Below are 24,447 nucleotides of genomic sequence, written 5' to 3'. Positions count from 1 at the left end.
TGGAAGTGCGAGGGAAAAAAGGCGTGGAGTCTTTCTTATTCGAAGAGATTCCACGGCTTCCAACCCACTATCAGCCCAGTGAGCCTCTGAATGACGGTTTTTTGTTGGTTTTAAAAATGCTTACGTCGAACTCAGGTTAATTTACGTTAGTTCAATAATATTTACCTTTATCAAATCGAAATGCATTAGACAGAATGGATATCCAAGCAGAGAAAATAAGACTAATCGAATGGTTTGCAGGGCTTAATGATACCAAAACCTTGAGTGAGTTTATATCACTCAAAAAGAAGAAAGAAGTGGATTGGTGGGATGAGATTAGTGCTGAAGAAAGGAAAGAAATAGAAGAAGGGCTTAGACAAGCTGATAATGGCGAGTTGATTCCTCACGAAGAAGTCATGTCAAAATACAAGAAATGGCTTTAGAAATTGTCTGGACTAAGCGTGCTCAGACTGGATACGATAAAATCATTGATTATTTAGAAACCAATTTTTCCGAGAAGGAAGTACAACGTTTTGTTCGTCAATCCAATGAATTTTTCAAGTTGCTGAGTCAATATCCTGAATTTCTTGAAAGCACAAAAAAGCAGAAGTATCTCCGCAGGGGGACCTATCAACAAATACACCATTTTGACTTATCGGATTAAGCCAAGAAATAAACAAATTGAACTAATCAATATTCGTTCTGCACGCAAAAAGCCTTTAAAATAAGTAATTCCCCTCAGAGTCACCCTAGGGAAGGGAGATGGGATAGCGGACTCTGAGGTATCACTGAATCCATGTAAATATTTGACTCATGCTACGCATCGCATTCACGAAGAGAAGAAGGAGGTGAACTAAAATGCGCCCTCTTCGTGTACACCATAAAAGTGTAAATTGCTTTAATTTGTAGTTAAAACAGAAGTCTATGCAACGGATTACTCTTACAGTCAAAGACGATAACAAAGTGAGTTTCTTGCTTGAATTACTCAAGCAGTTTGAATTCATTGAAATTCAGAAATCAGAGAAGAAGCAAAAAAAAGGCTACAATTTTTTTGCTTCCGCTGGTCTTTGGAAAGGGAGGGATATTGATTCCAAGCAACTACGAAAAGACGCATGGACAAGAACTCGTTAGTCCTTTGCGACACCAACATCCTTATTGAGTTTTACAAAGAGAATCAGGAGATTCTTAAAAATCTTGAGTCAATCGGTCAGGAAAATATTGCTGTTAGTATAGTCACTGTCGGAGAATTACTGTTTGGAGCTTTGAATAAGAAAGAACTCAAACAGATCAACAAGGATTTGTCTCACTTACATACTTTCAACATTTCTGATTCAGTTGGAGAAGTATTCACCCGATTGATGACGGAATATACTTTGAGCCATAATCTTGGACTGCCGGATGGATTGATAGCTGCAACGGCTATTGCTGAGGATATTCCTCTCTACACTTTGAATATGAAGGATTTCAAATTCATTAAGGGTTTGAAGTTTTTGAACCAGTAATTCTCTTTTTCATAGACTCAAGCTTCTTTCTCATTTCTTCCATAGAAATGGTTTCACCTCTTTCAATTTGCTTTTCTGCTTTTTCTAATCTTCTTTCGATTTCGATAGCGGCTTTCTCTCTATCCTCGGGATAGCCATTCCAGGTTATAGTATATAAAAATGCATTCGAAACATCCATTAAGGTGAATTCTTTTTCAGCGGCTAAGTGAACTGTTAGTCCATTTGAATATTCCTCAATCAAAAATCTGTGATTCAATCTTAGTGGAAGATTTGCCAAATTATTAAGTGGGGTAAGATCTATACCATATGAACTCTCCACTCCATTTGTTCTATTTCCGTCTGAGTTATGACCAACTCCACTAAACTGACATTCTTGTTTAACCTTATCTTTCTTTTCTAACGTAGTTCTCCAATTGAATTGAATATGATTTAAGTTATCACGGGCTGGGTCTGGCTCAGCTTCGAATTCAGATTTATACTTTTCAATTTTATAACCTCTTGTAGTGAACTTAAAAATATGATCTATCATTTCCTTATCCCGAAGAAGGTGATAATAGAAGTCTTTTACTTTTAAATCTTCTGAAAAACGAACTTCTGACAATAAAACTGAAGAAATACCCTTTGTTACTTTTTGTGGTGTTCCTTCAAATGAATCAAAATAAAACTCGTAATAAAGGATGTCTTGTGGTGTTATTAAAATCATAATTGAAAGATAGAGATTCTTGAATAATCCACCCTTCTTTCCTCGCTGTACTCGTCACATTCCACCTTCGTAAACTACGGTGGAAACAGATAAAGCGGTGTTCGCCATCAGTTGGCTTGCATCCTTCACGCCAGACCTGTTCAGGTGCTTACAGCACCTTCCAGCCCTTCACCCTCTCAGAGCCACTTGGGATGCAAAAAATGGGAGGGAAGGACTCTGAGGAATAAAGAAACAATCCTGAAGATTATCTGTATAGCAGTGCAATCGACTATGCTGGAGGTAAAGGTTTGATTGAAATCAAATTCATAGAATAAGTATGGATGAGCACGTAAGTAACTTCCGCACTAGTTAAGGGGTAGAAGACTAAGATTGCTTCAGTCATGCTTCCTTCGCAATGATGTAAAAAGTAAAAGATTGCTCCGCAGTACCCCGCAGTGACGTGATCCTGTAAGCACTACAGTCTTCAAAAAATGGGGGTTTAATACCTACAATTCTGCCTATCTTTGCGCCTACCTATAACTATGCGATTATTTTTTTCTTTTCTGTTCATTTCCCTCATTTTCAGCCTTTCGGCCCAGGTAACAGTAGATGCCAAGGCTACTGGTAAACATGCCAAGGCGATAAATCAAGCTAAGGGAGCCAAGCAGCAAGCCAAGGAACGAAAAAGCCAGCTCAAGCGGCTTAAGGAGCAGGCAGAAGCAAAGAAAGAATATAAAACAAAGTATGACAGCTTGAAGAAGCTACATCTCGATTCCATTCAATTAAACGATATGGATGTCAAGCCATTCACTAAAGAAGATTCTTTGGCCATTTCAGAGGAGGTCTTCGAAAGTACGAATATTCCTGAATCGTATCGTAAATTGATTTTAGAGGCGATTGTCTTAGAACCGGAAGTCAGCAAAGAAGAAGCAGATAGCATCGCACTTGCTAAAGCTACCACTATTTTAGAAGAGGATGCACGCAAATTTTTACCAGGAGAGATGAGTTCATCCGAGGACCCTTTAGCGCAATTCAAAAACCCTGTAGACGGAATAGTTCCGGTCGGACCTCCTTCCAGACCCAATCCAAACCTTGTGAAGCCGGAAAAAGCAAGAATACTTTTTCAAAAAATAGATCCTGAGCAGTTTAAAAATGCTCAGTTAGACCTTGAAAAGCTAAAAAAGAAATACAAAAAATTGCCCGATACCCGTAATCTTGAAAATGGTACAAAGCGCAACTCATTAAAAAATGTCCCATTTAGAAAGCGGCTTTACTTCGGAGGTAATTTTTCCATTCAGTCCACCGATCCATTAATCATCAACACCAACTTGCAGCTTGGCTATTGGATCAATAAAAAGTGGGTTGGAGGTGTTGGCATCATCCTCCGCGAGCAATTTAACAACGAGGACACTACCTCCACGCTCACGGGTGATGGCTATGGTTACAGTCTGTTTACCAGATATGACATCCCTAAAGGATTCTTCGGCTGGGCAGAAATGGAGCGGCAGGTCAATCAATCATTTTTTAATAATGAAAGCTCCGCAACAGCCAGGTGGCAGTCCGCTTACCTACTTGGTATCGGAAGGGAATTTAAGGTTGGGTTTGTCCGAATGACCTCCTCGATTCTCTATGACTTCAACTTCAAAAACAATGACCTTAACGCCCGCCCGCTAGTGTTTAAGTTTGGGGTACGGTTTGATAAGAAGCCAGGCTAGCCGAAATAGTATTTGGATAGATCCCTGTTCAAGCCTGCTTACCGCAGGCAGGGCCTTAAAGACGCTCTTAAAATGATCCGACTACCCCTCCCCGTCTCAACATCTCCAATAGAAATTGATAAACTAGATGAAAGTTTATGCTTATATTTATGCATACATACGTCATTAATTATGCGCACTACATTAGATCTTCCGGAAGAATTGATTAAAGAAGCGATGAGAATGACAGGAGCAAAAACCAAAAGCGCGCTCATCAAAGAAGCGCTTGAAGCCCAGATCAACCGCATCAAACGGAAGCGCTTGCTTTCATTCAAAGGTAAAATAGACCTTGATATTGATCTAGATAGCCTCAGAAACAGGTAATGTCTGTACTCGTAGATAGCTCTGTTTGGATCGATTACTTCCGAAATGGAAATGATCGAATGGATTCGCTAATTGAGGAAGATTTGGTGGTAACCAATGAGATTATTCTGTCAGAGTTGATCCCTTCACTCAAACTTCAAAAACAGGAAGAAGTCATTGAAAGCTTGCTTAGCCTTGATTCAGCTGAACTGAATATTGATTGGGAACTTATCAGGCAATATCAAATATTAAATCTTCAAAATGGGATCAATAAAGTTGGAATTCCTGATTTGATTATCCTTCAACAAACCATCGAACAAAACCTTTACCTGCTCTCGCTGGATAAGCATTTTAAGTTGATGCAAAAGCATTTTGATTTTAAGTTGTTTGAATAAGTTGCCATTAAGTCAGGTCGGAATATAACCGTCATTACGAGGGAATGTGTTCGGATAAAGGCGGGGCAGACCGAAGTAATCTCATGATGTTATAAAATAACGAGATTCCATCACCTTCGTCCCTTAGGTTCGGAATGACGTTCACGATTGTAATGTTTACTCAAAAAAATCTCCAAATCGTCTAATCCTCAAATCGAACTACCCTTCCCTCCTCAACACCTCTAAAGGAGACTGTCGCACCACACTTCGGCTATTTAGTAAACCGATGGTCACACTCATTCCGGTTACTAAAAAGAACACTGTAACCATCTGGGCGAGATTTGGAATGAAAGTAAACTCAAACACAAACTGTCCCAGCAGTGTAGAGAATAGTCCGGCAAGGAAAATGCCACTGATGGCAGCCAGACTTCCCAAAAAGAAATATTCGGCAATAGTGATGGTCCAGAGTTGTTTTTTTGATGCACCCAGCGTGCGTAGGAGTACATTTTCCTGTACACGTTGAAACTTGCTGAGAATGATAGAGCTGATCATGACAATGATGCCCGTACCAATACTAAAGAAAGCCATAAACTGAATCACAAAAGCTACTTTGCCCAACACATCTTCCAGTGTTTTCAATATCAGCTCCAGATCAATAATGGATACATTAGGAAACTGCTTCACGACTGCCTGCTGATACTTCGCAGAAGTCAACATGTCATCGATGCGGGTCACCAACACATGAAACTGTGGTGCCTGCTCCAGCACACCTTCAGGAAACAGCACAATAAAATTGGTCTGAACCCTACGCCAGTCTATCTCTCTGAAACTACCCACATAAGTTTTTATGATTGCTCCCTGTACATTAAACAAGAGCTCATCACCAAGCTCGATATCCAGGTTGTCTTTAAACGATTCGGCAATACTGATGAAAATACTGTCATTCCTAACCTGCCCTATCCACTCCCCTTCTACAATCGTCTCCGAATCAATCAATGAATCCCGATACGTCACCCGGTACTCCCTGCTGTATGCCCAGTCTGAAATGGAAACGGTCGTGTCATTGAATGCTTCATCTTTTGTAAACCCTTTCACTTCGAGTAACCGCATCGTTACAATCGGCACATCCTGAATAATCGGTAACTTATATTCATTTGTCACAGCTTTTACTTCCTCATGCTGGCTGGACTGAATATCAAATAGCACGGTATTCGGTCTGTCATTTGCGGCAGAGAGCGAAACCCGCTGCACCAGCAGATCCTGCATGAAGTACAGCGTAGCTAAAAAAGCCGTCCCCAGCCCCAGGGCCATAATGAGAATGACCGTCTGATTATTTGGACGGTAGAGATTGGAGAATCCCTGTCGCCAGACATAAGAAAGGCTTTCAGGGATCAATTTTCTGGTAAGCCAGCTAATCCCCTTTCCCATTGCGCCGAGAAAAAGGATAGCGCCGATCAGTATTCCTGAAAAGGCAAGTGCCTGCGTGAATGATTGAATCTGCCAATAAACAGATAGAAAGATAAACATTAGAATACCACCGATGATAGGGATCAGGTACTTATCAAACTTGAGTTTGTTCTCTCCAAAACCTAATCGTATGGCAGAAAGTGGACTGATGTTTCGAAGGCTAATGAGCGAAAGCAATCCAAACATCAAAGAGATCACGATTCCGATCAATACGCCCACCAACACGGCAGGCCAGTATGGTACAGGAACAATATCAATCGGGATAAAATCCTGAACGATGGCCGGGAGGTAGAGGTGAATGATCATCCCCAGTATACTCCCTATGATTGAACCTATGAGACCAAACAAGGAAACCTGAATGAGGTACACACCTACGGCCTGTTTTGCTTTCATTCCCAGACATCTGAGCACGGCCACCGACTGCACTTTTCCTTTCGCATACACGTAAATTGAACTTGCGACTCCCAGACACCCTAGGAGTAAAGCTGTGAAAGCGACTAACTCCAGGAAGTTTGACAGGTTATCGAAATCTTCGCCGGTCTCTCGTTTTTCTTCCTCTATGGTCTCGACATCAAAACCTTTGCTTTCGGTCTTAGCTGCCAATTTTCCCCAGCCGGCAGAGTCCACCTCTTCGGAAAACTGGAAATAATGCACATAATTGACACGGCTTCCTTTCTGAATTAATCCAGTTTCTTCCAGGTATTGATGGGGAATGTAAACAACAGGAGAAATGGAGGCTGAGACATCCGTTTGCCCGGGTATTTGGGTAATCATTCCAATGATCTCAAAATTGATGGCCCCCACACTCAGGCTATCGCCAACCTGCGCATCATACTGGATCATCAGCTTTTCATCCACCAATGCATACTTTCCGGATTGAAACTGACTAGCAGCTTCGATCGGCTTGGTAACAATATCCCCATAGTATGGATATGCTCCTTCAAGTGCTCGAACTTGCACGAGTCGGGTACCTCCGGTCTCAGGAAACAAGACCATCGAGGCGAAGTAATTTTCTTTTGAGAAATCAGCCGCTTTGGATCGAAAGGATTGTAAAACGGTATCGGCCAGGTCTCTTCTTCCCCGTATCCGTACATCCGATCCTACCAGTTCTTGTGCTTGCTGATCTATTTCATCCATCAGGTTTTCCCTAAAGGAAGTAATGCCAACCATCGCTGCGATCCCAAGTGATATCGAAGCAATAAAAAGAAGGAGTTTGCCTCTACTTTTCCGACTATCACGCCAGGCCATTTTCCAGGGCCAGGACCGGCTATACTTTGCTTCTTCTATTTTGATTTTTTTATCCATGTATTAGGTCCAAACCTTGTCTCTTATCAACTGAATTCAAGAAAAAATACCGTCACCTCGACGAATGGAGAGGTCTCCAAATTGATGCTGAAGAAATTGGGAGACTTCTCACTGCGTTCGAAGTGACGTAAGCTTTATGTTTTTTCTTTTTGACATTTTTCTAAAATTCAAGAAGCAGCAGTTCTCATATGAACTTCGTTGTTACCTTTTCGATGATCAATAATCTTCCCACCTTTCAATTGTATGATCTGATTCGTTTTATTTGCCAGCTCCATATCATGCGTCACCAAAATGAGTGTGGTGCCTTTTTCCCTATTTATTTCGAAAAGTAGTTCCTCCACAGATGTCCCGGTATCTTCATCCAGATTCCCTGTAGGCTCATCAGCAAAAAGAATTTTGGGCTCATTGGAAAATGCCCGTGCAATAGCTACTCGTTGCTGCTCTCCTCCGGATAGCTGTGATGGATAGTGGCTCATTCGTTCACCCAGGCCTACCCTATCTAATAGATGACTGGCTTGCTTCCTTGCAGTCTTCACCCCTCTAAGTTCCAATGGAATCATCACATTCTCCAGTGCAGTCAGTGTTTGAATCAGTTGGAAGTTTTGAAAAACGAACCCAACAAACTGATTCCTGACCTGTGCCAACTCATCCTCGTTTAGCCGATCCAGTAAAATGTGATTAAGCGTAATTGAGCCAGTAGTCGGTCGGTCTAAGCCTGCGCAAAGTCCAAGTAAGGTGGTTTTCCCGCTTCCGGATGGACCTACTACAGCAAGAGACGATCCTTCTTCGACATGAAACTCAATGTCTGCTAACACCTGAATTTCATTGGAACCGCTTTTGAATGACTTGGAAAGTGATGAAACTTCTAAAATTGATGATCCGTTCGACATGTAAAAATTTTAACTAGTTAACGAAAAGCCCGCCTACATGTTTGTAACTTCCATGTTTGGTCATATAGCCCAGTTAATGGGGAATCATACTGCTAAAACTATGACGTACATTCGAAACATCTTGTTTTTACTCGTCTTAATTGGTTGTGGAAACACGAAGGAATCTGAAAGCAACACTTCCTCCAGTCCAAAAGACGAAAAGGAAGTCCGAACTCAAACTGAAGAAAAGAAGGTGATACTGTTCTTTGGAAACAGTATTACTGCTGGCTATCAACTGGATATGGATCAGGCATTTCCTGCACTTATTCAAGAGCGTATCGATTCACTCGGTTTGAACTACAAAACCATCAATGCCGGCCTCAGCGGAGAAACCTCTGCTGGAGGTAAGAGTCGAATTGAATGGGTGCTTCGAACGGTCCCGGATATCTTCTTTCTGGAATTGGGTGCCAATGACGGGTTACGAGGATTGCCTCTCGACGAGACCATTAAAAACCTAGAGGCAATTATTGATGCAGTAAAAAAGGAGAATCCGGAAGTCAAAATCATCATAGCGGGTATGATGGTTCCACCAAACCTTGGTCAAGACTACAGCAAAAAATTCAGTCAATTATTTCCCAAACTGGCTGAAGCTAATGATGCAACACTAATCCCATTTGTATTGGAAGGTGTCGCCGGAAATCCGGAGCTAAATCTCTCAGATGGGATTCACCCAACACCGGAGGGTCATAAAATTGTTGCTGAGACTGTTTGGAGACATCTAGAGCCATTGCTCTGATTACTCAAAGTAGAGCTGAAAGGCATCAACATACTGTTTTGCTTCCATCACGGAAGTGATCTCTAGCTTTTGATTGATTGCTTTTCGGTGTGTAGCAACTGTGTGAACAGATAGAAACAAAACAGATGCTATTTCTTTAGAGGTCATCCCTTTCGCCATCATAATCAAAACCTGTTTCTCACGTGGAGTTAATAGCAAATATTGTTTCATATGATGTTTTACAAATTCCCCCTCTTCGGATAGATACTTAAAAGATTTCAGTGCACTAATCACACTTGCTGAAGGTGTTTTCACCGTGAAAACAGAGTGCCCATTTTCATCTTCACCCTCGAATGTGATTTTGGTTTTTCCGGATGTAGTAAACTCTTGTTGGTCATAATTAAGCCACTTACGTGCTCGTTCTTCAGAAGAAAAATGCCTCACTTCACTATCAATTGGATTATCGTCAAAGTGATCCATGACCATTAGATGAACTATTGCGTCCTCTCCAACAACAAAAGCAACTTTGACAGCAGTTTCAGAACATGGTTCATTAACGTTTTCCTGTACCCAATCAAGTTGCTCCTCCGTCAATGGCAGGTTGTAGTTTTTATGTAGCCACAGTGCTTGATTAATTCCATTCTTAACGAAATACTTTGTATACGTCAACATTTCCTTTTGGAATTCCTTAAAAGTGGAAGGTGGCTTATGCCAAAACATTACATAGCGATGAGCTTCTTTTTCATATTCAATGGTAAGATGGTCTCCGTTATGAATTGTCATTTGATAAGATTAGATCGCAATGTAAATAATCGTTTGTGGTAGTCTAATACTAATTCAGCAAGATCCAAAATGAGTACAGTTAAAATAACCTAATCTTCAGGTTTGAGAATTTCGCTCACCTTTCGTATCACCTGATCCAACTCCTCTGCTGAGGATAGAATGCTTGCATTGAGTCGTTTTCTTTGTTCTTCAGTTAATGGGTCGCCAGACTTTAGTTGAGCAGTGATGCCTAGAATCCGTGCCAAAGGGGCGCGAACATGGTGGGCATTTGAAAATGCATACTCCTTGAGCTTTTCATTTTGTGCCTGAATCTTCTTTGTTCTTTTTGTAACTTCTTCCTCAAGAGTTTCATTCATACTTTGAATTTCCTCATTTACCCTGATCAGTTCATCTGCCTGCTCAGCAAGAATTTTTGATTGTAAAGTAATTTCTCGATTCTTTTTCTTTTGTATCTCGACTGACCTTTTCCTTGATTTATAATACCGATATCCGATGTACATCATACCAAGGGAGAGCAAGAACATTATTGTTCCACCATAAATTAACAGATTTTGCCTTTGAATCTGAAGTCGGTTCTTTTCTAATTCTGCCTGATGTAACTCGTTTTGACTGGCGAGCATTTCATTTTCAGTTGAGATTTTCTCCAACTGATACCTACTTTCAAAAATCGCAATTTCTCTACTCTGTATCTCAGAGTTCAGGCTGTCGTAATACACCTTATGAATGAGTGAATATTCATAGGCTGTTTTAAAATCATTTAACTTGGCGTAAGCCTCATATAATAACTTACTCGCATCACTCATTCCTTTTTTATATTCAAGTATACGACTAACGGTCAACGCTTCATTTCCATGATCGATAGCGTTTTTAATTTGTCCAAACTGCATGTAATAGCTGGCTACTGAAATTAGATTCTCAATTATCCCAACATTATACCCTATCTCATTAAAAAGATTATACGCTTCTTTAAAATGGATTAGTGCCTTATCATATTGGCCCTCACTGAAATAAACTTTACCAATATCATTTTTCAAATTTGCCTTGAGAATTTTGTTTCCGACTGTATTAGAAATCTCTAACCCTCTATTGAAAAACTCAAGTGCTTTTTGTTCATCTCCCATTAGGAAGTAAACTGTTCCGATATTTCGAGATGATGTCCCTATCCCTAAGGTCTCATTGTATTTCACGTGTATGTCTTTAGAGCGTGAATAGTATTCCATTGCCAAATCATATTCTCCGCTTTCTTTATAAAGCTCTCCTATATTTGAGTATGTACTGGCAAAGGCGTCTTCATCACCAATTTCCTCCTTTATTTCAATGGACTTGAAATAACACTCTAAGGCTTTAGTGTAGTTTCCTAAATCCTGATAAACCATGCCCATATTATTGTATGTGCCTCCCTTACCTTTGATATCTCCAATCTTGTCTTTTACTTTTAGCGATTGCTCATAGTAGTTTAAGGCTTTGGCAAAATCACCCTTGATCCTCATTACAATTCCAATATTGTTCAGTGCTCTGTTAATACCATTGAGGTACCCAATCTTTTCCGAAATCTTCAGAAACTCTGTGTAATACTCCAAGGCCTCATCGATATTAGATTGAGAATATTCAAGTGTTCCTAAATTATTCAATGCGTTCGCAAGCCCCTTCTCAAACCCAATTTCAGTTGATAAATCTTGTCCAAGAGATGTGTATTTAATAAGGGAGTCTGGAGAGATTTGATAATACAAAAAACCAATACGAAGCAATGTAAGTGCCTTGGTAGTATCGTGCTTAGTTTGTTTAAGTGAAATCTTTAAGCTATCAATCTCTTTAGTTTGGCCATAAGATAGAAGACAAAGACTCAAAGCGGCGATATTTAGAATTTGCTTCATTAAATTATTAAGCAGATGGTAACATAATTTACTAAATACCAAATAATCATTCGCCAGAATTACATCTTATGTTTTTCTTTTAACTTTGCGCTCCCAAATGAAAAAAGTCGCATTTTATACTCTTGGCTGCAAGCTCAATTACTCTGAGACATCCTCCATCTCCAGGATGTTTGAGGATAAAGGTTATACGAAAGTCGACTTCACAGATAATCCGGATATCTTCATCATCAACACTTGTTCTGTTACAGAAAATGCTGATAAGAAGTGCAAGAAGATTGTAAAAGAAGCAAAGAAAATCTCACCCGAGAGCTTCGTAACCATAATCGGTTGCTATGCTCAGCTCAAGCCAAAAGAGATTTCTGAAATACCAGGCGTGGATGCCGTATTAGGTGCTGCTGAAAAATTCCGTCTTTTTGATTACCTGGATGATTTCACAAAAGGCGGAATTTTCGCCTCAGAAATAAAGGAAGCTAAGGCCTTTAATGCGTCTTATTCTATTGCAGATCGTACCCGAACATTCCTGAAGGTACAGGATGGATGTAATTATGGTTGTGCTTTCTGTACGATACCTCTGGCCAGAGGTAAAAGCCGAAGTGATACTATCGCCAATATTGTAGCTCAAGCGAAGGAAATAGCCAAGACAGATGTGAAAGAGATTGTACTCACAGGTGTGAACATCGGCGATTTCGGCATTCAGGATGGTCGCAGAAAAGAGAAATTCATTGATCTGGTTAAAGCCCTGGATGATGTTGAAGGTATCGATCGGTTCCGTATTTCCTCCATCGAACCTAATCTACTCTCGAATGAGGTGATTGAGTTTGTAGCTCAGTCCAAACGTTTCGTTCCTCACTTCCATATCCCGCTTCAGTCAGGAAGCGACAATATTCTGAAGAAAATGAATAGGCGATACTTGAGCGACCTTTATCAAAGCAGGGTTGAAAAGATCAAAACCTTAATGCCGGATTGTTGTATCGGTGTGGATGTTATCGTCGGTTTTCCAGGAGAAACGGAAGAAGAATTCCTAACCACTTACAATTTCCTCAACGAACTCGACATCTCTTACCTGCATGTTTTCACCTATTCGGAACGACCAAATACAAAAGCGGTAGACATGAATGGGGTTGTTGATCAGGGTGTTCGCAATGAGCGCTCCAAAATGCTCAGAGGACTCTCTGAAAAGAAACGACGTTTCTTCTATGAGCGGCAGTTGGGTAAAGATTTTGAAGTTCTTTTCGAAGAGGATATTCAGGATGCCCGCCTGTCGGACGGACAGGGTATCATGCACGGCTTCACTGAAAATTACGTACGAGTAGCAGCTAAATATGACCCAATATTAATCAACGAATTGAAAGCGGTTAAGCTGAAATCCATCAATTCCGATGGGTATGTAGAAGTTGAAGAACCGGAAGAGGTCCTCGTTCATTAACTCGCCTCAATCACATCTAAATTTCCCCTTCCATAAAAGATTCTGAAACAAGTTCAGAATGACTCAGAATGATCTTTATTTTTGAGTTAATACTATTGACTATGAAGATCATCTGCATCGGCAGGAATTACGCTGAACACATCGAAGAACTAGGGAATGAACGCCCGGAACATCCGATCATTTTCATGAAGCCGGATACAGCCCTTCTAAAAAACAACGATCCATTCTATTATCCCGATTTTTCGAAAGATATCCATCACGAGGTTGAAATACTTGTCAAAATCAAGAAGGAAGGAAAATCAATTAATCAACAATTTGCACATCAGTACTATGATGAAATTGGATTGGGTATAGATTTTACTGCACGAGACTGGCAAACAATCGTAAAAGAAAAAGGATACCCATGGGAAATAGCCAAGGCTTTTAACGGCTCAGCACCAATCTCAAAATTTATCTCTAAGGGTAAACGGGATATGACCAATGTTAACTTCAGACTAGAGAAAAACGGTGAAGAAGTACAAAATGGCAACACCAGCCTGATGCTCTGGCCGATCGATGAAATCATTTCCTATGTTTCACAGTTCATTCTTTTGAAAACCGGAGATATTATTTTCACAGGAACTCCTAAAGGAGTAGGTCCTGTTGCAGTTGGTGATCGTTTGGTAGGATATTTGGAGGGTGATCAAATGTTTGATTTTGAAGTAAAGTAGCTGAGTGAGAAACTGCATCAAATACATTTTATTAATTGGATTTTTTAATCTTCACGGACAGGATTTCAATGGAGTTGAATATCAATTTCCGATAAACCCGGGTCAACAAAATTACCTGGCCGGTACCGTTGGTGAAATCAGAAGTTCCCATTTTCATACCGGAATAGATGTGAAAACCGGGGGCAGAACAGGCCTGCCTGTTTATGCAGTAGCTGATGGTCATATTTCAAGAATCAAGGTTTCTGCATCCGGGTATGGCTATGCGCTATACATGAAGCACCCGAACGGGACATTTTCAGTGTATGCTCATCTAGAGGCATTTGACCCTAAAATTGCAAAGTGGACACTTAGTCAGCAATACAAAAACGAATCTTTTGAAGTAGACCTGTTTCCGGAAGTCAACCAATTTGCATACAAGCGAGGTGATATCATTGGATATTCAGGAAATACTGGTTCCTCCAGTGGGCCTCACCTTCATTTTGAAATCAGGGATGCAAATCACAGACCCATTGATGTGCTGGCGCTGGGGTTCAAAGAAATTAGAGATAACATACCTCCAGTGGTTCAAAAAGTGGCCTTCGTCACATTGGATGAAACAGCCAGAGTAAATGGATTTTTTGGTAGGTATGAATTTGATCTTATCAAAAATCACAGCTGGTATCAAACAAAGGAGCCGATCAACCTCAAAGGGAAGATTGGGGTGGAGATTTACTCTTACGATCCCATGGATGGCATCCCAAATAAGAATGGAATTGCCAGAACAACCTTTCACCTGGATGGTGACACCTTGTTTTCTGAATACAAAGAGGCATTCTCTTTCGGACAGCAAAGGAATGTGTTGGTTCATTACAACTATCCGGCATACAAAAAGGGAAGCAGGAGGTTCAATAAACTTTACCTTGCTGATGGGAATGAACACAGTATTTACACGATAGTAAATCGTGGAATCAATTTTTCCGGACAAAAAGAGATTTTGATAGAAACAGAGGATAGCTACAAAAACGCTTCTACTACGCGAATTTTACTTAGCAATGATGAAGTTATCAACCCACCTCGCTTGAGGGAGCCCGAACAAATTGGTAATTACCTCCACTTTAAATCAAGCCAGCAAGGATCAGTAATGTTGGATGAATGGCTTCCGTTGCAACCATACGCTCAACAAGAAGAGGAAAAATATTACACTTGGGATTTAAGAAAAGGAACTCCAAAAAGCCTGTTTATTGATGGTGAAACGATAGCTACTTCGCTGGTGGGACTAATCCCTTCGAATCAAAAAATAAGCTATGTTCAAAATGAATTTGTATTGAATCTTAGTCATCGATCACTCTTTGATACTCTGTATCTGGCTTTTGAAAAACAAATTGATTCTACAAAGAATTTAGAGCTGTTTGAATTTAAAAACCCAACCCAACCTGTCCGATCAAATATCGATATCACATTGCGACCAGAGCAATCATACAATCAGGAAAAAGCTCAGGTATATTCTGTATTTGGTTCACGATATAACTACATGGGAGGTGAATGGCAGGCAAGTGACATCACTTTTTCAACAAGAGATTTGGTCACGTATACCATTTTAGAAGATACGATTCCTCCAACTATTGATTTGAAAATGGCCAATTCAGATCAACTAAAGTTCAGGATTGATGATGATCTTTCAGGCATTAAGAGCTTTAAGGCAACAATTAACGGAGAGTTTGTGTTGATGCACTATGAGCCAAAGCGAAATCTTATTTGGTCGCAAAAGCTAAATGAAAACATTCCATTCAGAGGAAGGTTTGTATTAGAAGTAATTGATAATTCGAATAACGGAACCATTTATACCAAAGAACTATGATCACACTGAAACCGGGCGACCAAGCGCCCAACTTTGAAAGTAAGGACCAGAATGGTAATCCAATAAAGCTTTCTGATTACAAGGGTAAAAAAGTAGTGTTATACTTCTACCCAAAAGACAACACACCGGGATGTACAGCTGAGTCTTGCAATTTGCGTGATAACTACAAGGAGCTTCAAAAACAAGGATATGAAGTGTTGGGCGTAAGCAGTGATGGAGAGAAATCACATCAGAAGTTTATTGCTAAACATGAACTTCCATTTACGCTTATCGCGGATGAGGATAAGTCAGTTCATGAAGCCTATGGGACGTGGGATTTAAAGAAATTTATGGGCCGAGAATACATGGGTACCGTGAGAACAACTTTTGTCATTGATGAAGCAGGCAAAATCGAAGAGGTGATAGAAAAGGTGAAAACCAAAGATCACACCGCTCAGATACTAAAGTAGTGCTATTGTTTACCTTGTACTTCCAGCTTGGATTCAAGTGAAATGAATCGAGGATTCTCTCTGAGCGCGTTTAACTCAGAAACTCGAAGGCTTGCTTTAAATTTCATTCCTGCTTCGTACGCTTTTTCCAGGTAGTCCATGGCAAAATCGGTATCTCCAACTTGGGCTTGTAATTTGGCCATACTCCACAATCCCCAAACATTTTCAGGGTCTGCATGAATCCAGATTTCACTGAGTAAGATGGCCATCTCATAATCTTTAGCAGCTTCATAGGTGAAGCTTTCTGTGGCAAATTTTGCCCAGATCAGGTTCAATAATCGATGTGCTGAATTGCTCTTATCGACGTTTTTGTTTCTACTTATTAATTGAAGTGAATCAATCGTATTCATCCACCATGACTTGGTTTTAGCCGTTGAATCGAAAGTTGGCTGGAGCCGTGTTTGGGATATTTCGGCAAATGCTTTAAGTATCTTCATTTGAAATTTTTGCTCAGTTTCATTAAATCTGGCATCTCTCCTAAGGTACTTTTTCAACTTCTTCTCCTCTCTGACCTCCGCTAATCGATCATTTATATCGTCTACCTTATCACTTTCTTTAAAGTCTTGGACTGCTTGCTCATATACATGAAGAGCTTGAACCAAACGTTCTTTAATCAACAAGCTATCACCTCGAAATGCAACTCGTTCAAGTAAAGTTTCTGAATTAAAATTTTGACTAACTTTTTTTCCCTGTTTAAAAGCTTGAAATTCCAACCAATAAACTGCTTCTCTTAACACACTTGAAGGAGGCCATTGGTGCTTGCCATCAAAAACGATCCTATTATTCAGAATCCCAAGCTCATCCAGCATTTTTTCAAGTTCCAAATGCTCCTGATAATTCATGTCCTTATTTCCAACCAAACCAACATACACAAAAGAGTCGGCAGATGTTGGTCGATATTGTGGGAGATTTGGAAGCCCTGCACCACAACCTATAACCCCATCAATATGATCATTTATTACCGCAAGGCTGACCGCCACTCTGGATCCACCCGAAAAACCGGAAGTATAAATCCGAGAAGAATCAATTTTAAACCTCGTTTTCGCATCTGTAAACATTGCTTCAGCAGCATCAAACGCGATATTCCATGCACCATTTTTTGAATTATTTGATGAGATAATGATATAGCCCAGCTCTTCAGCGACAGGTGCATATTGCCGGACAGGAAGTGGGCCTCTTGCCGCAGGCTCAAAAACGAAAATGACCGGCCACTTTTTATCTTCTGAATAGTTGCTTGGCAGATACAAGGAATATGACTGCTGAGAATCTTCATCACATGTCACTTCCTCTATTACTTCTCCTTTTGGAAGGATTTCCTGTGAAAATGAATAACCAATCCCAAGTGCTGAAATGAAAACAAATAATAAGTTCTTCATCATTTATTCAACATTCATTGATGATTATATACTTATAAAAAAACCGGAAATCTTTCGATTCCCGGTTTCGATAAGGTTTAATAAAATCAATTATCCCACCATAGTGGCGTTTGTAGATTGCCATCTTTGATAGGAACATTTGCGTTATTCAAATCAATTTCGGTCTGAGGATAAGACACCCTTCTTGGAATTTCACCATTCAGGTTAAATGAGTTGATTCCATTTGGATTCGGAGTTAGATTCGGATATCCGGTTCTTCTATAATCCGTCCATGGCTCAATACCATTTGAATACATAGCTATGTACTTCTGAGTAATGATTTGCTCCAATCTCGCAGCATTATCAGCCAATCCAGCTAGCGCAGAATTAGCTGCAACATAGGCTGCATCGGAACCACCAGTCAATTTAGCAATGGATGCTCCTATAGCTTCAGCCAAGGCAGCCTCAGCCGCAGGAATATCATTGTTTTCCATTAGCTCAATTTCAGCCTCAATGAACTTCATTTCAGTATAACTTGTCATCACTACCGGTGCATTAATATTGGTATAATATGTACCTGCATCGAACGTCGTAGAATAGCCCGACGGAGTGGTAGCATCAGCAAGAAATAAGGCTGATCTTCTTGGATCATTTAATGTATTCAGCATGCCAAAGAAGAAAGGATCGATATTAATATTACCCCCTCTATCTTGTGAAAACTGATATGCCGGATTTGACTCATTTGGAGAAGTACCAAATGATAATTGAAGATCACCTGCAGTTGCTGAAATAGCGTTGGCCAATTCAGCTTCTGCATCTGCATACGCTGTAGGGCTAATTTTGGTAAGCCTCATGTAATATTTTGCCTTTAAAGAATGAGCAGCTGCAATCCATCTTGCAGTGTTTCCACCATAAATCAAATCATCACCACCTAAGGCTGGGCCTGCTCCTGCAGGACCATTCAGCAATGCAATGGCCTCATCCAACAAACTATGTATAGCTGTATAAATCGATTCCTGAGTATCATATGTTGGCTGCAACTGTCCACTTCTAGCACCAAATGCAGTAGTGTATGGTATGTCGCCATACAAATCAGTCATAGAGCCAATTCCATGAGCAATTAGAATTTTTGCCATTGCTGCAGTATGATTTGATTCTTCAGCTGTAGCTTTTTCATCAATTACGACCAGAGGCTGCAAAGTTGAAACGTACATTCTAAAGAAAATACCATCACCATCGGCAGGCACCCACAAGTATCGATAATTATCGGCTTGTTGAGCATTTATGCCAACAAATTGTTGGGTAAAAAGACCGCTCAGCCGAACCAATTCTCCTCCAACAACCCATGCCATTCCGGCTTGTGCAGCTGGCACAATTGCCTGTGCTGATACATCACCTGGGGTTGCCGGGCTTACGTTAATATCTTCATCAAAATCACAAGAAGTTGCGACTAGAATCAGACATGTCAATATAGATATTGCTTTAATTTTCATGTTATTATCTTTTTAGATTAATTATAGGGTAAGGTTGATCTTAAACCCATAACTCTTTGTATTCGGATTGTTGAAATAATCATACCCAAATACATTGCTTGCAGATCCGGTTAGATTCGTTTCTGGATCAATGCCCGTGTAATCAGTAATCAAGAATACATTTCTCGCATTGGCGTTGATAGAAACCGCCGAAAATGGAAGTCCATCTACAAGTGATTGAGGTAGGTTATATGAAATGTTAACATCTCTTAACCGAATCCAGGAAGCATCCTGAACAGTCAACTCTGTTAGATTAACAAAACCATAGTTTTGGTAGTAATTGGTACCTCCATCAGTTCCTCCTTTCACAACCTCTACTGTATTTATGGTCTCCGTAGGATTTCCATTAGCATCCGCTGCAACTCCAGGGAAAACCACTCTTTCATTTCTATCCAGTGTTTCAGCACCTACACCAAAACCATTGAGTACACCAGATGTACCATTATACACATCTCCTCCACTTCTGAAATCAAATAACATAGAAACCTCAAAGTTTTTATAGCTAAAGGTGTTTCTAAAACCAAGTGTGAAATCAGGGTTCGGGTTTCCCACTTTTCCATCAACCGGATTTTGCAGCGGCATTCCAGTATTTTGGTCTATAACCATTCTTCCCTGATCATCTCTTAGAAATCTTGACCCAAAGAAAATTCCGTAAGGCTCACCTTTCTGTATACGCTGTGTACCGAATGGATCGATCGTGATTACATCAAGTCCCGGGGCTATTTCGTTTACGATAGACTCATACTTGTTAAAAATGAATCCGATTTCATAATCAAAATCACCCGTTCTAATCACACTTCCGGTAATAACCGCTTCAATACCTCTATTTTCAATTTCACCAGCGTTGATTACCGTCTGAGCAAATCCAGTGGTGAAAGGAAGATCTACACTAATAATCGCGTCCTCTGTCAAAGCTCTATATAAGGTGACATCAGTGGTTATTCTACCATTCAAAAATTTTAAATCAGCACCCACTTCAACTGTTGTAGTGAATTCAGGCCCTAATTCAGGATTTCCTAAAACGTTATTTGGAATAAATGCATTGGTTCCCAGGGCTGGGAATAAAACTCCGTTTGGAGTAGTCCATCCATCTCTTACTCTCGCTTGCGTGAAAGTTACATTTGTGTTTCCGAATGGCGCGTCATTTCCAACTTTACCCCATGATGCTCTCAGTTTTCCATAAGGAAGTGCACTACCTAAATCAATATTCTCGGTAAAAGCCCACCCTACTGCAACTGCCGGATAGAAGAAGGAATTATTTGATGCTCCTAAAGTAGATGACCAGTCATTCCTTCCTGTAATGTTCAAATAAAGCATTTCCTGATAGGAAATCCTTACATCTCCATAAACACCATAAAGTTGCTTAGCTGTTGGTCTTTCTACAACGCTAAAGCTTTGTGCACTTGCGGCGTTAAAAAAACCTCTGGAGGCCAATCCCTGACCATCCTCTCTTCTATTCTCTACTTTTTTATCATAGTAGTTCCATCCGAAAGTACCATTTACGAAAATATTGGAGCTTAACTCCTTCTGGAAGGTTCCATAAACATCCACATTAAGATCTGTATTAGTTATGGCTTGATTTATCACCTGACCAACACCAAAAGAACCGGAACCAATATCATTTCTAAATTTTCTTAAATCAGAATATTGATCAATTCCTACTCTTGAATTTAATGTAAACCAATCTGTAAACTCATAGCTTAATTGTCCATATCCTATCATCCTATTCACATTATCATTCATGAAGTTTTTATAGACAGTCCAGTAAGGGTTGTCATAAATAGCACCACCACCTATTTGACCTCTATAGGCTCTTGGTGTTCCATCTTCAAATTGGTATCCTGATGGATCCTTCGCAGGATCCACTCCTCCCCTGTTATCAAAAGATGGTGTAGTTCTTAACAAACCAAGCATTACACCTGAAGTATTGGATCCATTCTGAACTTTTATACCACCGCTATTGATGAAGTTTGAAGAAAATGTAGCCTTCAATTTATCAGTTAAATCAGAGGATATTGTTGCTTTTACCGAGGTTCTCTCAAATGTATTATTAGGAATAATACCTTCTTGTGTTAAATAGCCAACTGAAAGGTAATAGCTGGTATTATCAGTACCTCCACTGGCACTTATATAATGATTCGCTGTAACGCCTGTTTCAAAGAACGCCTCTGTATTGTTGTAGGATTTTGCCACTCTATTGGTAGCTCTAGGGTCTGATGAATGTACAATTAGACCATTTGGATCCCAAATAGAAGGCTCATTGGCATACCTCAAATCATCAATTCTCGGCCCCCAGCTATTACCAGTAAAGGAGCCTGTCATAGGGCCCTGAAAGGTTGGAACACCGGCGACCGGATTACCCTGCGCATAGGTTGTTTGTAAGTCAGGAAGCTTATTTACCTTATCAAAGGTCATTCCGAATGAATAGCTAATTTTTGCCGCCCCTTTCTTACCTTTTTTAGTTGTAATAAGGATTGCACCATTACCGGCTCTTACACCATAAAGTGCAGTAGCCGCAGGCCCTTTTAATACCGTTAAACTTGCAATATCATTTGGGTTAATATCAATTGCTCTATTGGAGTTGTTCACTCCCCCTGAACCTAAATCTGAGATTGCATCTTCCGGTGAATCTGCCGTGGTAAATGTGCTATTATCAATTGGAATACCGTCTACCACAAATAATGGAGAATTAGATCCCTGTATTGTTGAATTACCACGAATTCTAATCTGAGCCGCTGCACCGGCAGTACCACCGGAACTTGTTACCTGGACTCCCGCAGCTTTTCCTGCTAAGGAAGCCACTAAGTTTACCTCATTAGCACGATCAACCTCTTGACCTCCGACTTCTTGGATAGAGTATCCCAGGTCTCTCTTCTGAGCTGTAAGTCCAATTGCTGTAACCACAACTTCCTGAAGTTCGGTAAGGTTTGAACCTAAAGAAACATCAATAACTGTTCGTGTCCCTACAGAAATCTCCTGTGTTACAAATCCTACAAATGATATAACGATGATATCATCATTAGATACGGTCAAACTGTAATTACCATCTATGTCGGTAACTACACCGTTAGTAGTTCCCTTTACGAGAACTGTCGCACCAGGTATACCTTCACCGACATCATCGGTGACTTTACCTGTCACTGTCCTTTGAGCCATAATGCTTGTGGCCACAAAAAGACATGCCATTAATACTAAGTAAGCTTTTTTCATAAACTTTATTTAATTGAATAAGCTTATAATTTTAGCGTACTGGCTTACCAATTAATTGTAAAAAAAGGCTGCACACAAAATGCAACCTTTTTCTAATTAACCGTGAGAGGGTCAAAATAACCGTTTATGAAACCTTAAATATTATCCTACTAGCTATTGTATGGGATGTGGTTTAGCAAATCTACCAATCGTCAATTATCTTTTCACTTCACTGGGAAACACCACCAGACTTTCGTTTCCATCCTTTCCAACTGCGGAAACACCAAAAAAGTAATTATCAATTACTATACCATTCAAGGTGAATTCGGTTTTTTCTTTATCCACTTGATAAAACATATCCCAGGTAGGAGAAGTAGTTTCCCTAAAATACACCTTATATCCTGCAAGGTTTTCATCATCAACTGAGTCCCAATAAAGTGTGGTTGAAGGTTGAACAGCACCACTAATAGCCACATTTTGAGGCTGTGGAGGAGCTGAAGCTAAAGCTGCCAAAGTGATTGCATTTACTGCAGTTAGCTTAGCTGCATAATCAAAATTCACATGCTCTATTACATCACCATATTTTATTCCATCCTCTTCCCGAATGTCCTGATGCTGCTGCGTATAATTTTCATGAGCCTCCATAATCCGAACTCCGGCAAATCCGGCATCATTAAATGGTCGGTGGTGCCCACCACGCCCAAACCGATCCAGCCGATAGATCATCATCGGATTCATTTCCGGCATATAGGTTTTGGTCATCTTGTAAACATATCTGGCCAGTTGCCTTGAAATTCCATCGACTTCCCCACCATAATATCGTCTCATTCGCTGCTCGAAATCACTATCCATGGGGTTTGTTGGTTCAGAAAATATCCTGAATGAACGATTATCAATAACTCCATCCACTCCTTCAATATTCCCGATCATATCATTATTTAGCACACCTACAATATCCCATCCTTCTTCAGTTGCCTTGGCTGCCAAATGCTTCCCCCCGTAAAGCCCTTGCTCCTCTCCAGACAAGCCAACCAGCAAAATCGAGCTTTCAAATTTGTACTTTGAGAGCACTCTGGCAGTTTCAATTACACCAGCCATGCCGGAAGCATTATCATTCGCCCCTGGGGAATCGTCCGTATAATTAAGCGGGTCGGAAATTCTACTATCAATATCACCTGACATGATAACATATCGATTAGGATATTGAGTCCCCCGAATCACCGCCATCACGTTTACAATCTCAGTATCCTTTGTAATTCGTGTTTTCTCGCTTCCTTTTTCCAGTGTTCTCTGAATAGAAACCTCAAGGCAGCCACCACATTCACTACTTATACGCTCGAATTCTTCTTGAATCCATCGTCTTGCCGCTCCTATTCCCCTTGTATCTGACTCAGTTTCTGACATGGTATGCCTTGTTCCAAACGACACCAGTTTTCTGATGTCCTTTTCTATCCGATCTGCTGAAACATCACTGATAATCTCATAGGGACTTATCATATTATCATTCTGTGCGTATAATGAAATTATCCCAAAAAGAAATATTATCTTAATAATTAGGTTCTTCATATTATTTTAGGTTTGATAGGAGATTAATCAGTTGTTTTTCATTGTTCTTATCAGGGATTGAAGAATTTTTGACATTAAAACCCTGCTCTTTAAGAAACTTATTCAATCCCTTCTTGTTCTTCAACTCGTGCAAATTCCCATCAATGGAAACAAAATAAACTGATTCCTGAATCAATTCATCATATTTCTCACCTGCATCAAGTGCAGGATTATAATTTCCTTTTTTAAGCTTTAAAAGAAATTGTTTGAAGAGGAAAGTGCTATCAGCGCTATAAATCACCTCAACCAAGGATTTAATTCCCTGTTCATAAATAAATTTTCTAGTGTTTATGGTGTCTAGTAAATAGTCAATATTAGAAGGCTTAATTGCATATTCCTGCCCGCGTATTTTCACATGAATCAAATCTAACTTCAAGTTTATTTTTGATGGATATTGATGAATTTTATCGAGACCAATCATTTTTATTTGCATGTCATTCCACTCATCGGAGAGGAATGCACTTCCTATTACCATTGAGTTGCCATCATCCAGGTGAATAGATGAAATAGGCCTAATTCCTAATCCAGACAAACTTATCTCAGGTTCTTGACTAAGAGATGAAAAACTCGCAAAAACTGAGCATATTAAAATTAACTTGCGCATAGCTCAAAAATAAAAAAGGCCACTCAATGAGTGA

At 40.0% G+C, this 24,447-nt stretch carries 22 protein-coding genes; 12 read left to right on the top strand and 10 right to left on the bottom strand.

The window, feature by feature from the left end; all coding sequences use genetic code 11:
* Window positions 1–194 precede the first annotated feature (194 nt).
* The 4 genes from RIC88_RS12750 to RIC88_RS12735 all read left to right on the top strand — a co-directional run bounded on the left by RIC88_RS12750 (window position 195) and on the right by RIC88_RS12735 (window position 1,481).
* The gene (locus RIC88_RS12750; RefSeq protein ID WP_350217918.1) at window positions 195–422 is read left to right on the top strand and encodes a hypothetical protein; all 228 of its coding nucleotides are present in this window, start codon (window positions 195–197) and stop codon (window positions 420–422) included.
* Window positions 413–643, top strand: coding sequence for a type II toxin-antitoxin system RelE/ParE family toxin (locus tag RIC88_RS12745; RefSeq protein WP_350217917.1), 231 nt, complete (start codon window positions 413–415; stop codon window positions 641–643). The genes RIC88_RS12750 and RIC88_RS12745 overlap by 10 nt, the downstream gene beginning before the upstream one ends.
* Window positions 644–903: 260 nt before the next feature.
* Window positions 904–1,110, top strand: a complete 207-nt coding sequence (locus tag RIC88_RS12740; RefSeq protein ID WP_350217916.1) for a hypothetical protein — start codon at window positions 904–906, stop codon at window positions 1,108–1,110.
* Entirely contained in the window at window positions 1,092–1,481 is a 390-nt protein-coding gene (locus RIC88_RS12735; protein WP_350217915.1) for a type II toxin-antitoxin system VapC family toxin, read from the top strand. The genes RIC88_RS12740 and RIC88_RS12735 overlap by 19 nt, the downstream gene beginning before the upstream one ends.
* Here the strand turns inward: RIC88_RS12735 and RIC88_RS12730 are convergent.
* Window positions 1,453–2,184, bottom strand: a complete 732-nt coding sequence (locus RIC88_RS12730; protein WP_350217914.1) for a hypothetical protein — start codon at window positions 2,182–2,184, stop codon at window positions 1,453–1,455. The two genes, RIC88_RS12735 and RIC88_RS12730, sit on opposite strands and share 29 nt — an antisense overlap.
* 521 nt (window positions 2,185–2,705) lie before the next feature.
* On the opposite strand from RIC88_RS12730, the gene RIC88_RS12725 reads away from it, so the two are divergent.
* The 3 genes from RIC88_RS12725 to RIC88_RS12715 all read left to right on the top strand — a co-directional run bounded on the left by RIC88_RS12725 (window position 2,706) and on the right by RIC88_RS12715 (window position 4,615).
* The gene (locus RIC88_RS12725; protein ID WP_350217913.1) at window positions 2,706–3,878 is read left to right on the top strand and encodes a hypothetical protein; all 1,173 of its coding nucleotides are present in this window, start codon (window positions 2,706–2,708) and stop codon (window positions 3,876–3,878) included.
* A gap of 171 nt (window positions 3,879–4,049) precedes the next feature.
* A complete protein-coding gene (locus RIC88_RS12720; RefSeq protein WP_350217912.1) occupies window positions 4,050–4,241 on the top strand; it encodes a type II toxin-antitoxin system VapB family antitoxin in 192 nt (63 codons plus the stop codon).
* Window positions 4,241–4,615 (top strand): PIN domain-containing protein, encoded by a 375-nt coding sequence (locus RIC88_RS12715; RefSeq protein WP_350217911.1) that lies wholly within the window; start codon window positions 4,241–4,243, stop codon window positions 4,613–4,615. The genes RIC88_RS12720 and RIC88_RS12715 overlap by 1 nt, the downstream gene beginning before the upstream one ends.
* A 198-nt stretch (window positions 4,616–4,813) precedes the next feature.
* On the opposite strand, the gene RIC88_RS12710 is transcribed toward RIC88_RS12715, so the two are convergent.
* Complete coding sequence (locus tag RIC88_RS12710) at window positions 4,814–7,366, bottom strand: ABC transporter permease (RefSeq protein WP_350217910.1); 2,553 nt, start codon at window positions 7,364–7,366, stop codon at window positions 4,814–4,816.
* A gap of 167 nt (window positions 7,367–7,533) precedes the next feature.
* Window positions 7,534–8,256 carry an ABC transporter ATP-binding protein gene (locus tag RIC88_RS12705; RefSeq protein WP_350217909.1) on the bottom strand — a complete coding sequence of 241 codons (723 nt, stop codon included), beginning with the start codon at window positions 8,254–8,256 and terminating at the stop codon, window positions 7,534–7,536.
* A 100-nt stretch (window positions 8,257–8,356) separates the two neighbouring features.
* On the opposite strand from RIC88_RS12705, the gene RIC88_RS12700 reads away from it, so the two are divergent.
* On the top strand, window positions 8,357–9,031 hold the full coding sequence (locus RIC88_RS12700; protein WP_350217908.1) for an arylesterase: 675 nt from the start codon (window positions 8,357–8,359) through the stop codon (window positions 9,029–9,031).
* Here RIC88_RS12700 and RIC88_RS12695 read toward each other — a convergent pair whose 3' ends face one another.
* Window positions 9,032–9,793 carry a response regulator transcription factor gene (locus RIC88_RS12695; RefSeq protein ID WP_350217907.1) on the bottom strand — a complete coding sequence of 254 codons (762 nt, stop codon included), beginning with the start codon at window positions 9,791–9,793 and terminating at the stop codon, window positions 9,032–9,034.
* An 89-nt stretch (window positions 9,794–9,882) separates the two neighbouring features.
* Window positions 9,883–11,667 (bottom strand): tetratricopeptide repeat protein, encoded by a 1,785-nt coding sequence (locus tag RIC88_RS12690; RefSeq protein ID WP_350217906.1) that lies wholly within the window; start codon window positions 11,665–11,667, stop codon window positions 9,883–9,885.
* A gap of 97 nt (window positions 11,668–11,764) precedes the next feature.
* Between RIC88_RS12690 and mtaB the strand changes: the two genes are divergently transcribed.
* The 4 genes from mtaB (at window position 11,765) to bcp (ending at window position 16,089) form a co-directional block, all read left to right on the top strand.
* Window positions 11,765–13,093, top strand: a complete 1,329-nt coding sequence (gene mtaB / locus RIC88_RS12685; protein ID WP_350217905.1) for a tRNA (N(6)-L-threonylcarbamoyladenosine(37)-C(2))-methylthiotransferase MtaB — start codon at window positions 11,765–11,767, stop codon at window positions 13,091–13,093.
* 101 nt (window positions 13,094–13,194) lie between these two features.
* Window positions 13,195–13,803, top strand: a complete 609-nt coding sequence (locus RIC88_RS12680; RefSeq protein WP_350217904.1) for a fumarylacetoacetate hydrolase family protein — start codon at window positions 13,195–13,197, stop codon at window positions 13,801–13,803.
* 4 nt (window positions 13,804–13,807) lie between these two features.
* The gene (locus RIC88_RS12675; RefSeq protein WP_350217903.1) at window positions 13,808–15,640 is read left to right on the top strand and encodes a M23 family metallopeptidase; all 1,833 of its coding nucleotides are present in this window, start codon (window positions 13,808–13,810) and stop codon (window positions 15,638–15,640) included.
* Complete coding sequence (bcp, locus tag RIC88_RS12670; RefSeq protein ID WP_502880003.1) at window positions 15,637–16,089, top strand: thioredoxin-dependent thiol peroxidase; 453 nt, start codon at window positions 15,637–15,639, stop codon at window positions 16,087–16,089. Before RIC88_RS12675 ends, bcp begins: the two co-directional genes overlap by 4 nt.
* A 2-nt stretch (window positions 16,090–16,091) precedes the next feature.
* On the opposite strand, the gene RIC88_RS12665 is transcribed toward bcp, so the two are convergent.
* The 5 genes from RIC88_RS12665 to RIC88_RS12645 form a co-directional block, all read right to left on the bottom strand.
* Window positions 16,092–17,504, bottom strand: a complete 1,413-nt coding sequence (locus RIC88_RS12665; RefSeq protein ID WP_350217902.1) for a hypothetical protein — start codon at window positions 17,502–17,504, stop codon at window positions 16,092–16,094.
* Between the two features lie 86 nt (window positions 17,505–17,590).
* A complete protein-coding gene (locus RIC88_RS12660) occupies window positions 17,591–18,976 on the bottom strand; it encodes a SusD/RagB family nutrient-binding outer membrane lipoprotein (RefSeq protein ID WP_350217901.1) in 1,386 nt (461 codons plus the stop codon).
* A 21-nt stretch (window positions 18,977–18,997) separates the two neighbouring features.
* Complete coding sequence (locus RIC88_RS12655) at window positions 18,998–22,225, bottom strand: SusC/RagA family TonB-linked outer membrane protein (protein WP_350217900.1); 3,228 nt, start codon at window positions 22,223–22,225, stop codon at window positions 18,998–19,000.
* A 195-nt stretch (window positions 22,226–22,420) separates the two neighbouring features.
* The gene (locus RIC88_RS12650) at window positions 22,421–23,770 is read right to left on the bottom strand and encodes a M28 family peptidase (RefSeq protein ID WP_350217899.1); all 1,350 of its coding nucleotides are present in this window, start codon (window positions 23,768–23,770) and stop codon (window positions 22,421–22,423) included.
* A 1-nt stretch (window position 23,771) separates the two neighbouring features.
* The gene (locus RIC88_RS12645) at window positions 23,772–24,413 is read right to left on the bottom strand and encodes a hypothetical protein (protein WP_350217898.1); all 642 of its coding nucleotides are present in this window, start codon (window positions 24,411–24,413) and stop codon (window positions 23,772–23,774) included.
* Window positions 24,414–24,447 lie beyond the last annotated feature (34 nt).

It is taken from the genome of Ekhidna sp., assembly GCF_040220215.1.
Classification (GTDB): Bacteria; Bacteroidota; Bacteroidia; order Cytophagales; family Cyclobacteriaceae; genus Ekhidna.
Note: the sequence above shows the minus strand (reverse complement) of the source record. Positions and strands in the feature narration are given on the sequence as shown.

What these genes read in the sequence shown, in the direction of transcription:
- RIC88_RS12750 (WP_350217918.1), top strand. Translation starts at nt 195, where the DNA reads ATGGATATCCAAGCAGAGAAAATAAGACTAATCGAATGGTTTGCAGGG.
- RIC88_RS12745 (WP_350217917.1), top strand. Translation starts at nt 413, where the DNA reads ATGGCTTTAGAAATTGTCTGGACTAAGCGTGCTCAGACTGGATACGAT.
- RIC88_RS12740 (WP_350217916.1), top strand. Translation starts at nt 904, where the DNA reads ATGCAACGGATTACTCTTACAGTCAAAGACGATAACAAAGTGAGTTTC.
- RIC88_RS12735 (WP_350217915.1), top strand. Translation starts at nt 1,092, where the DNA reads ATGGACAAGAACTCGTTAGTCCTTTGCGACACCAACATCCTTATTGAG.
- RIC88_RS12730 (WP_350217914.1), bottom strand. Translation starts at nt 2,184, where the DNA reads ATGATTTTAATAACACCACAAGACATCCTTTATTACGAGTTTTATTTT.
- RIC88_RS12725 (WP_350217913.1), top strand. Translation starts at nt 2,706, where the DNA reads ATGCGATTATTTTTTTCTTTTCTGTTCATTTCCCTCATTTTCAGCCTT.
- RIC88_RS12720 (WP_350217912.1), top strand. Translation starts at nt 4,050, where the DNA reads ATGCGCACTACATTAGATCTTCCGGAAGAATTGATTAAAGAAGCGATG.
- RIC88_RS12715 (WP_350217911.1), top strand. Translation starts at nt 4,241, where the DNA reads ATGTCTGTACTCGTAGATAGCTCTGTTTGGATCGATTACTTCCGAAAT.
- RIC88_RS12710 (WP_350217910.1), bottom strand. Translation starts at nt 7,366, where the DNA reads ATGGATAAAAAAATCAAAATAGAAGAAGCAAAGTATAGCCGGTCCTGG.
- RIC88_RS12705 (WP_350217909.1), bottom strand. Translation starts at nt 8,256, where the DNA reads ATGTCGAACGGATCATCAATTTTAGAAGTTTCATCACTTTCCAAGTCA.
- RIC88_RS12700 (WP_350217908.1), top strand. Translation starts at nt 8,357, where the DNA reads ATGACGTACATTCGAAACATCTTGTTTTTACTCGTCTTAATTGGTTGT.
- RIC88_RS12695 (WP_350217907.1), bottom strand. Translation starts at nt 9,793, where the DNA reads ATGACAATTCATAACGGAGACCATCTTACCATTGAATATGAAAAAGAA.
- RIC88_RS12690 (WP_350217906.1), bottom strand. Translation starts at nt 11,667, where the DNA reads ATGAAGCAAATTCTAAATATCGCCGCTTTGAGTCTTTGTCTTCTATCT.
- mtaB (WP_350217905.1), top strand. Translation starts at nt 11,765, where the DNA reads ATGAAAAAAGTCGCATTTTATACTCTTGGCTGCAAGCTCAATTACTCT.
- RIC88_RS12680 (WP_350217904.1), top strand. Translation starts at nt 13,195, where the DNA reads ATGAAGATCATCTGCATCGGCAGGAATTACGCTGAACACATCGAAGAA.
- bcp (WP_502880003.1), top strand. Translation starts at nt 15,637, where the DNA reads ATGATCACACTGAAACCGGGCGACCAAGCGCCCAACTTTGAAAGTAAG.
- RIC88_RS12665 (WP_350217902.1), bottom strand. Translation starts at nt 17,504, where the DNA reads ATGAAGAACTTATTATTTGTTTTCATTTCAGCACTTGGGATTGGTTAT.
- RIC88_RS12660 (WP_350217901.1), bottom strand. Translation starts at nt 18,976, where the DNA reads ATGAAAATTAAAGCAATATCTATATTGACATGTCTGATTCTAGTCGCA.
- RIC88_RS12655 (WP_350217900.1), bottom strand. Translation starts at nt 22,225, where the DNA reads ATGAAAAAAGCTTACTTAGTATTAATGGCATGTCTTTTTGTGGCCACA.
- RIC88_RS12650 (WP_350217899.1), bottom strand. Translation starts at nt 23,770, where the DNA reads ATGAAGAACCTAATTATTAAGATAATATTTCTTTTTGGGATAATTTCA.
- RIC88_RS12645 (WP_350217898.1), bottom strand. Translation starts at nt 24,413, where the DNA reads ATGCGCAAGTTAATTTTAATATGCTCAGTTTTTGCGAGTTTTTCATCT.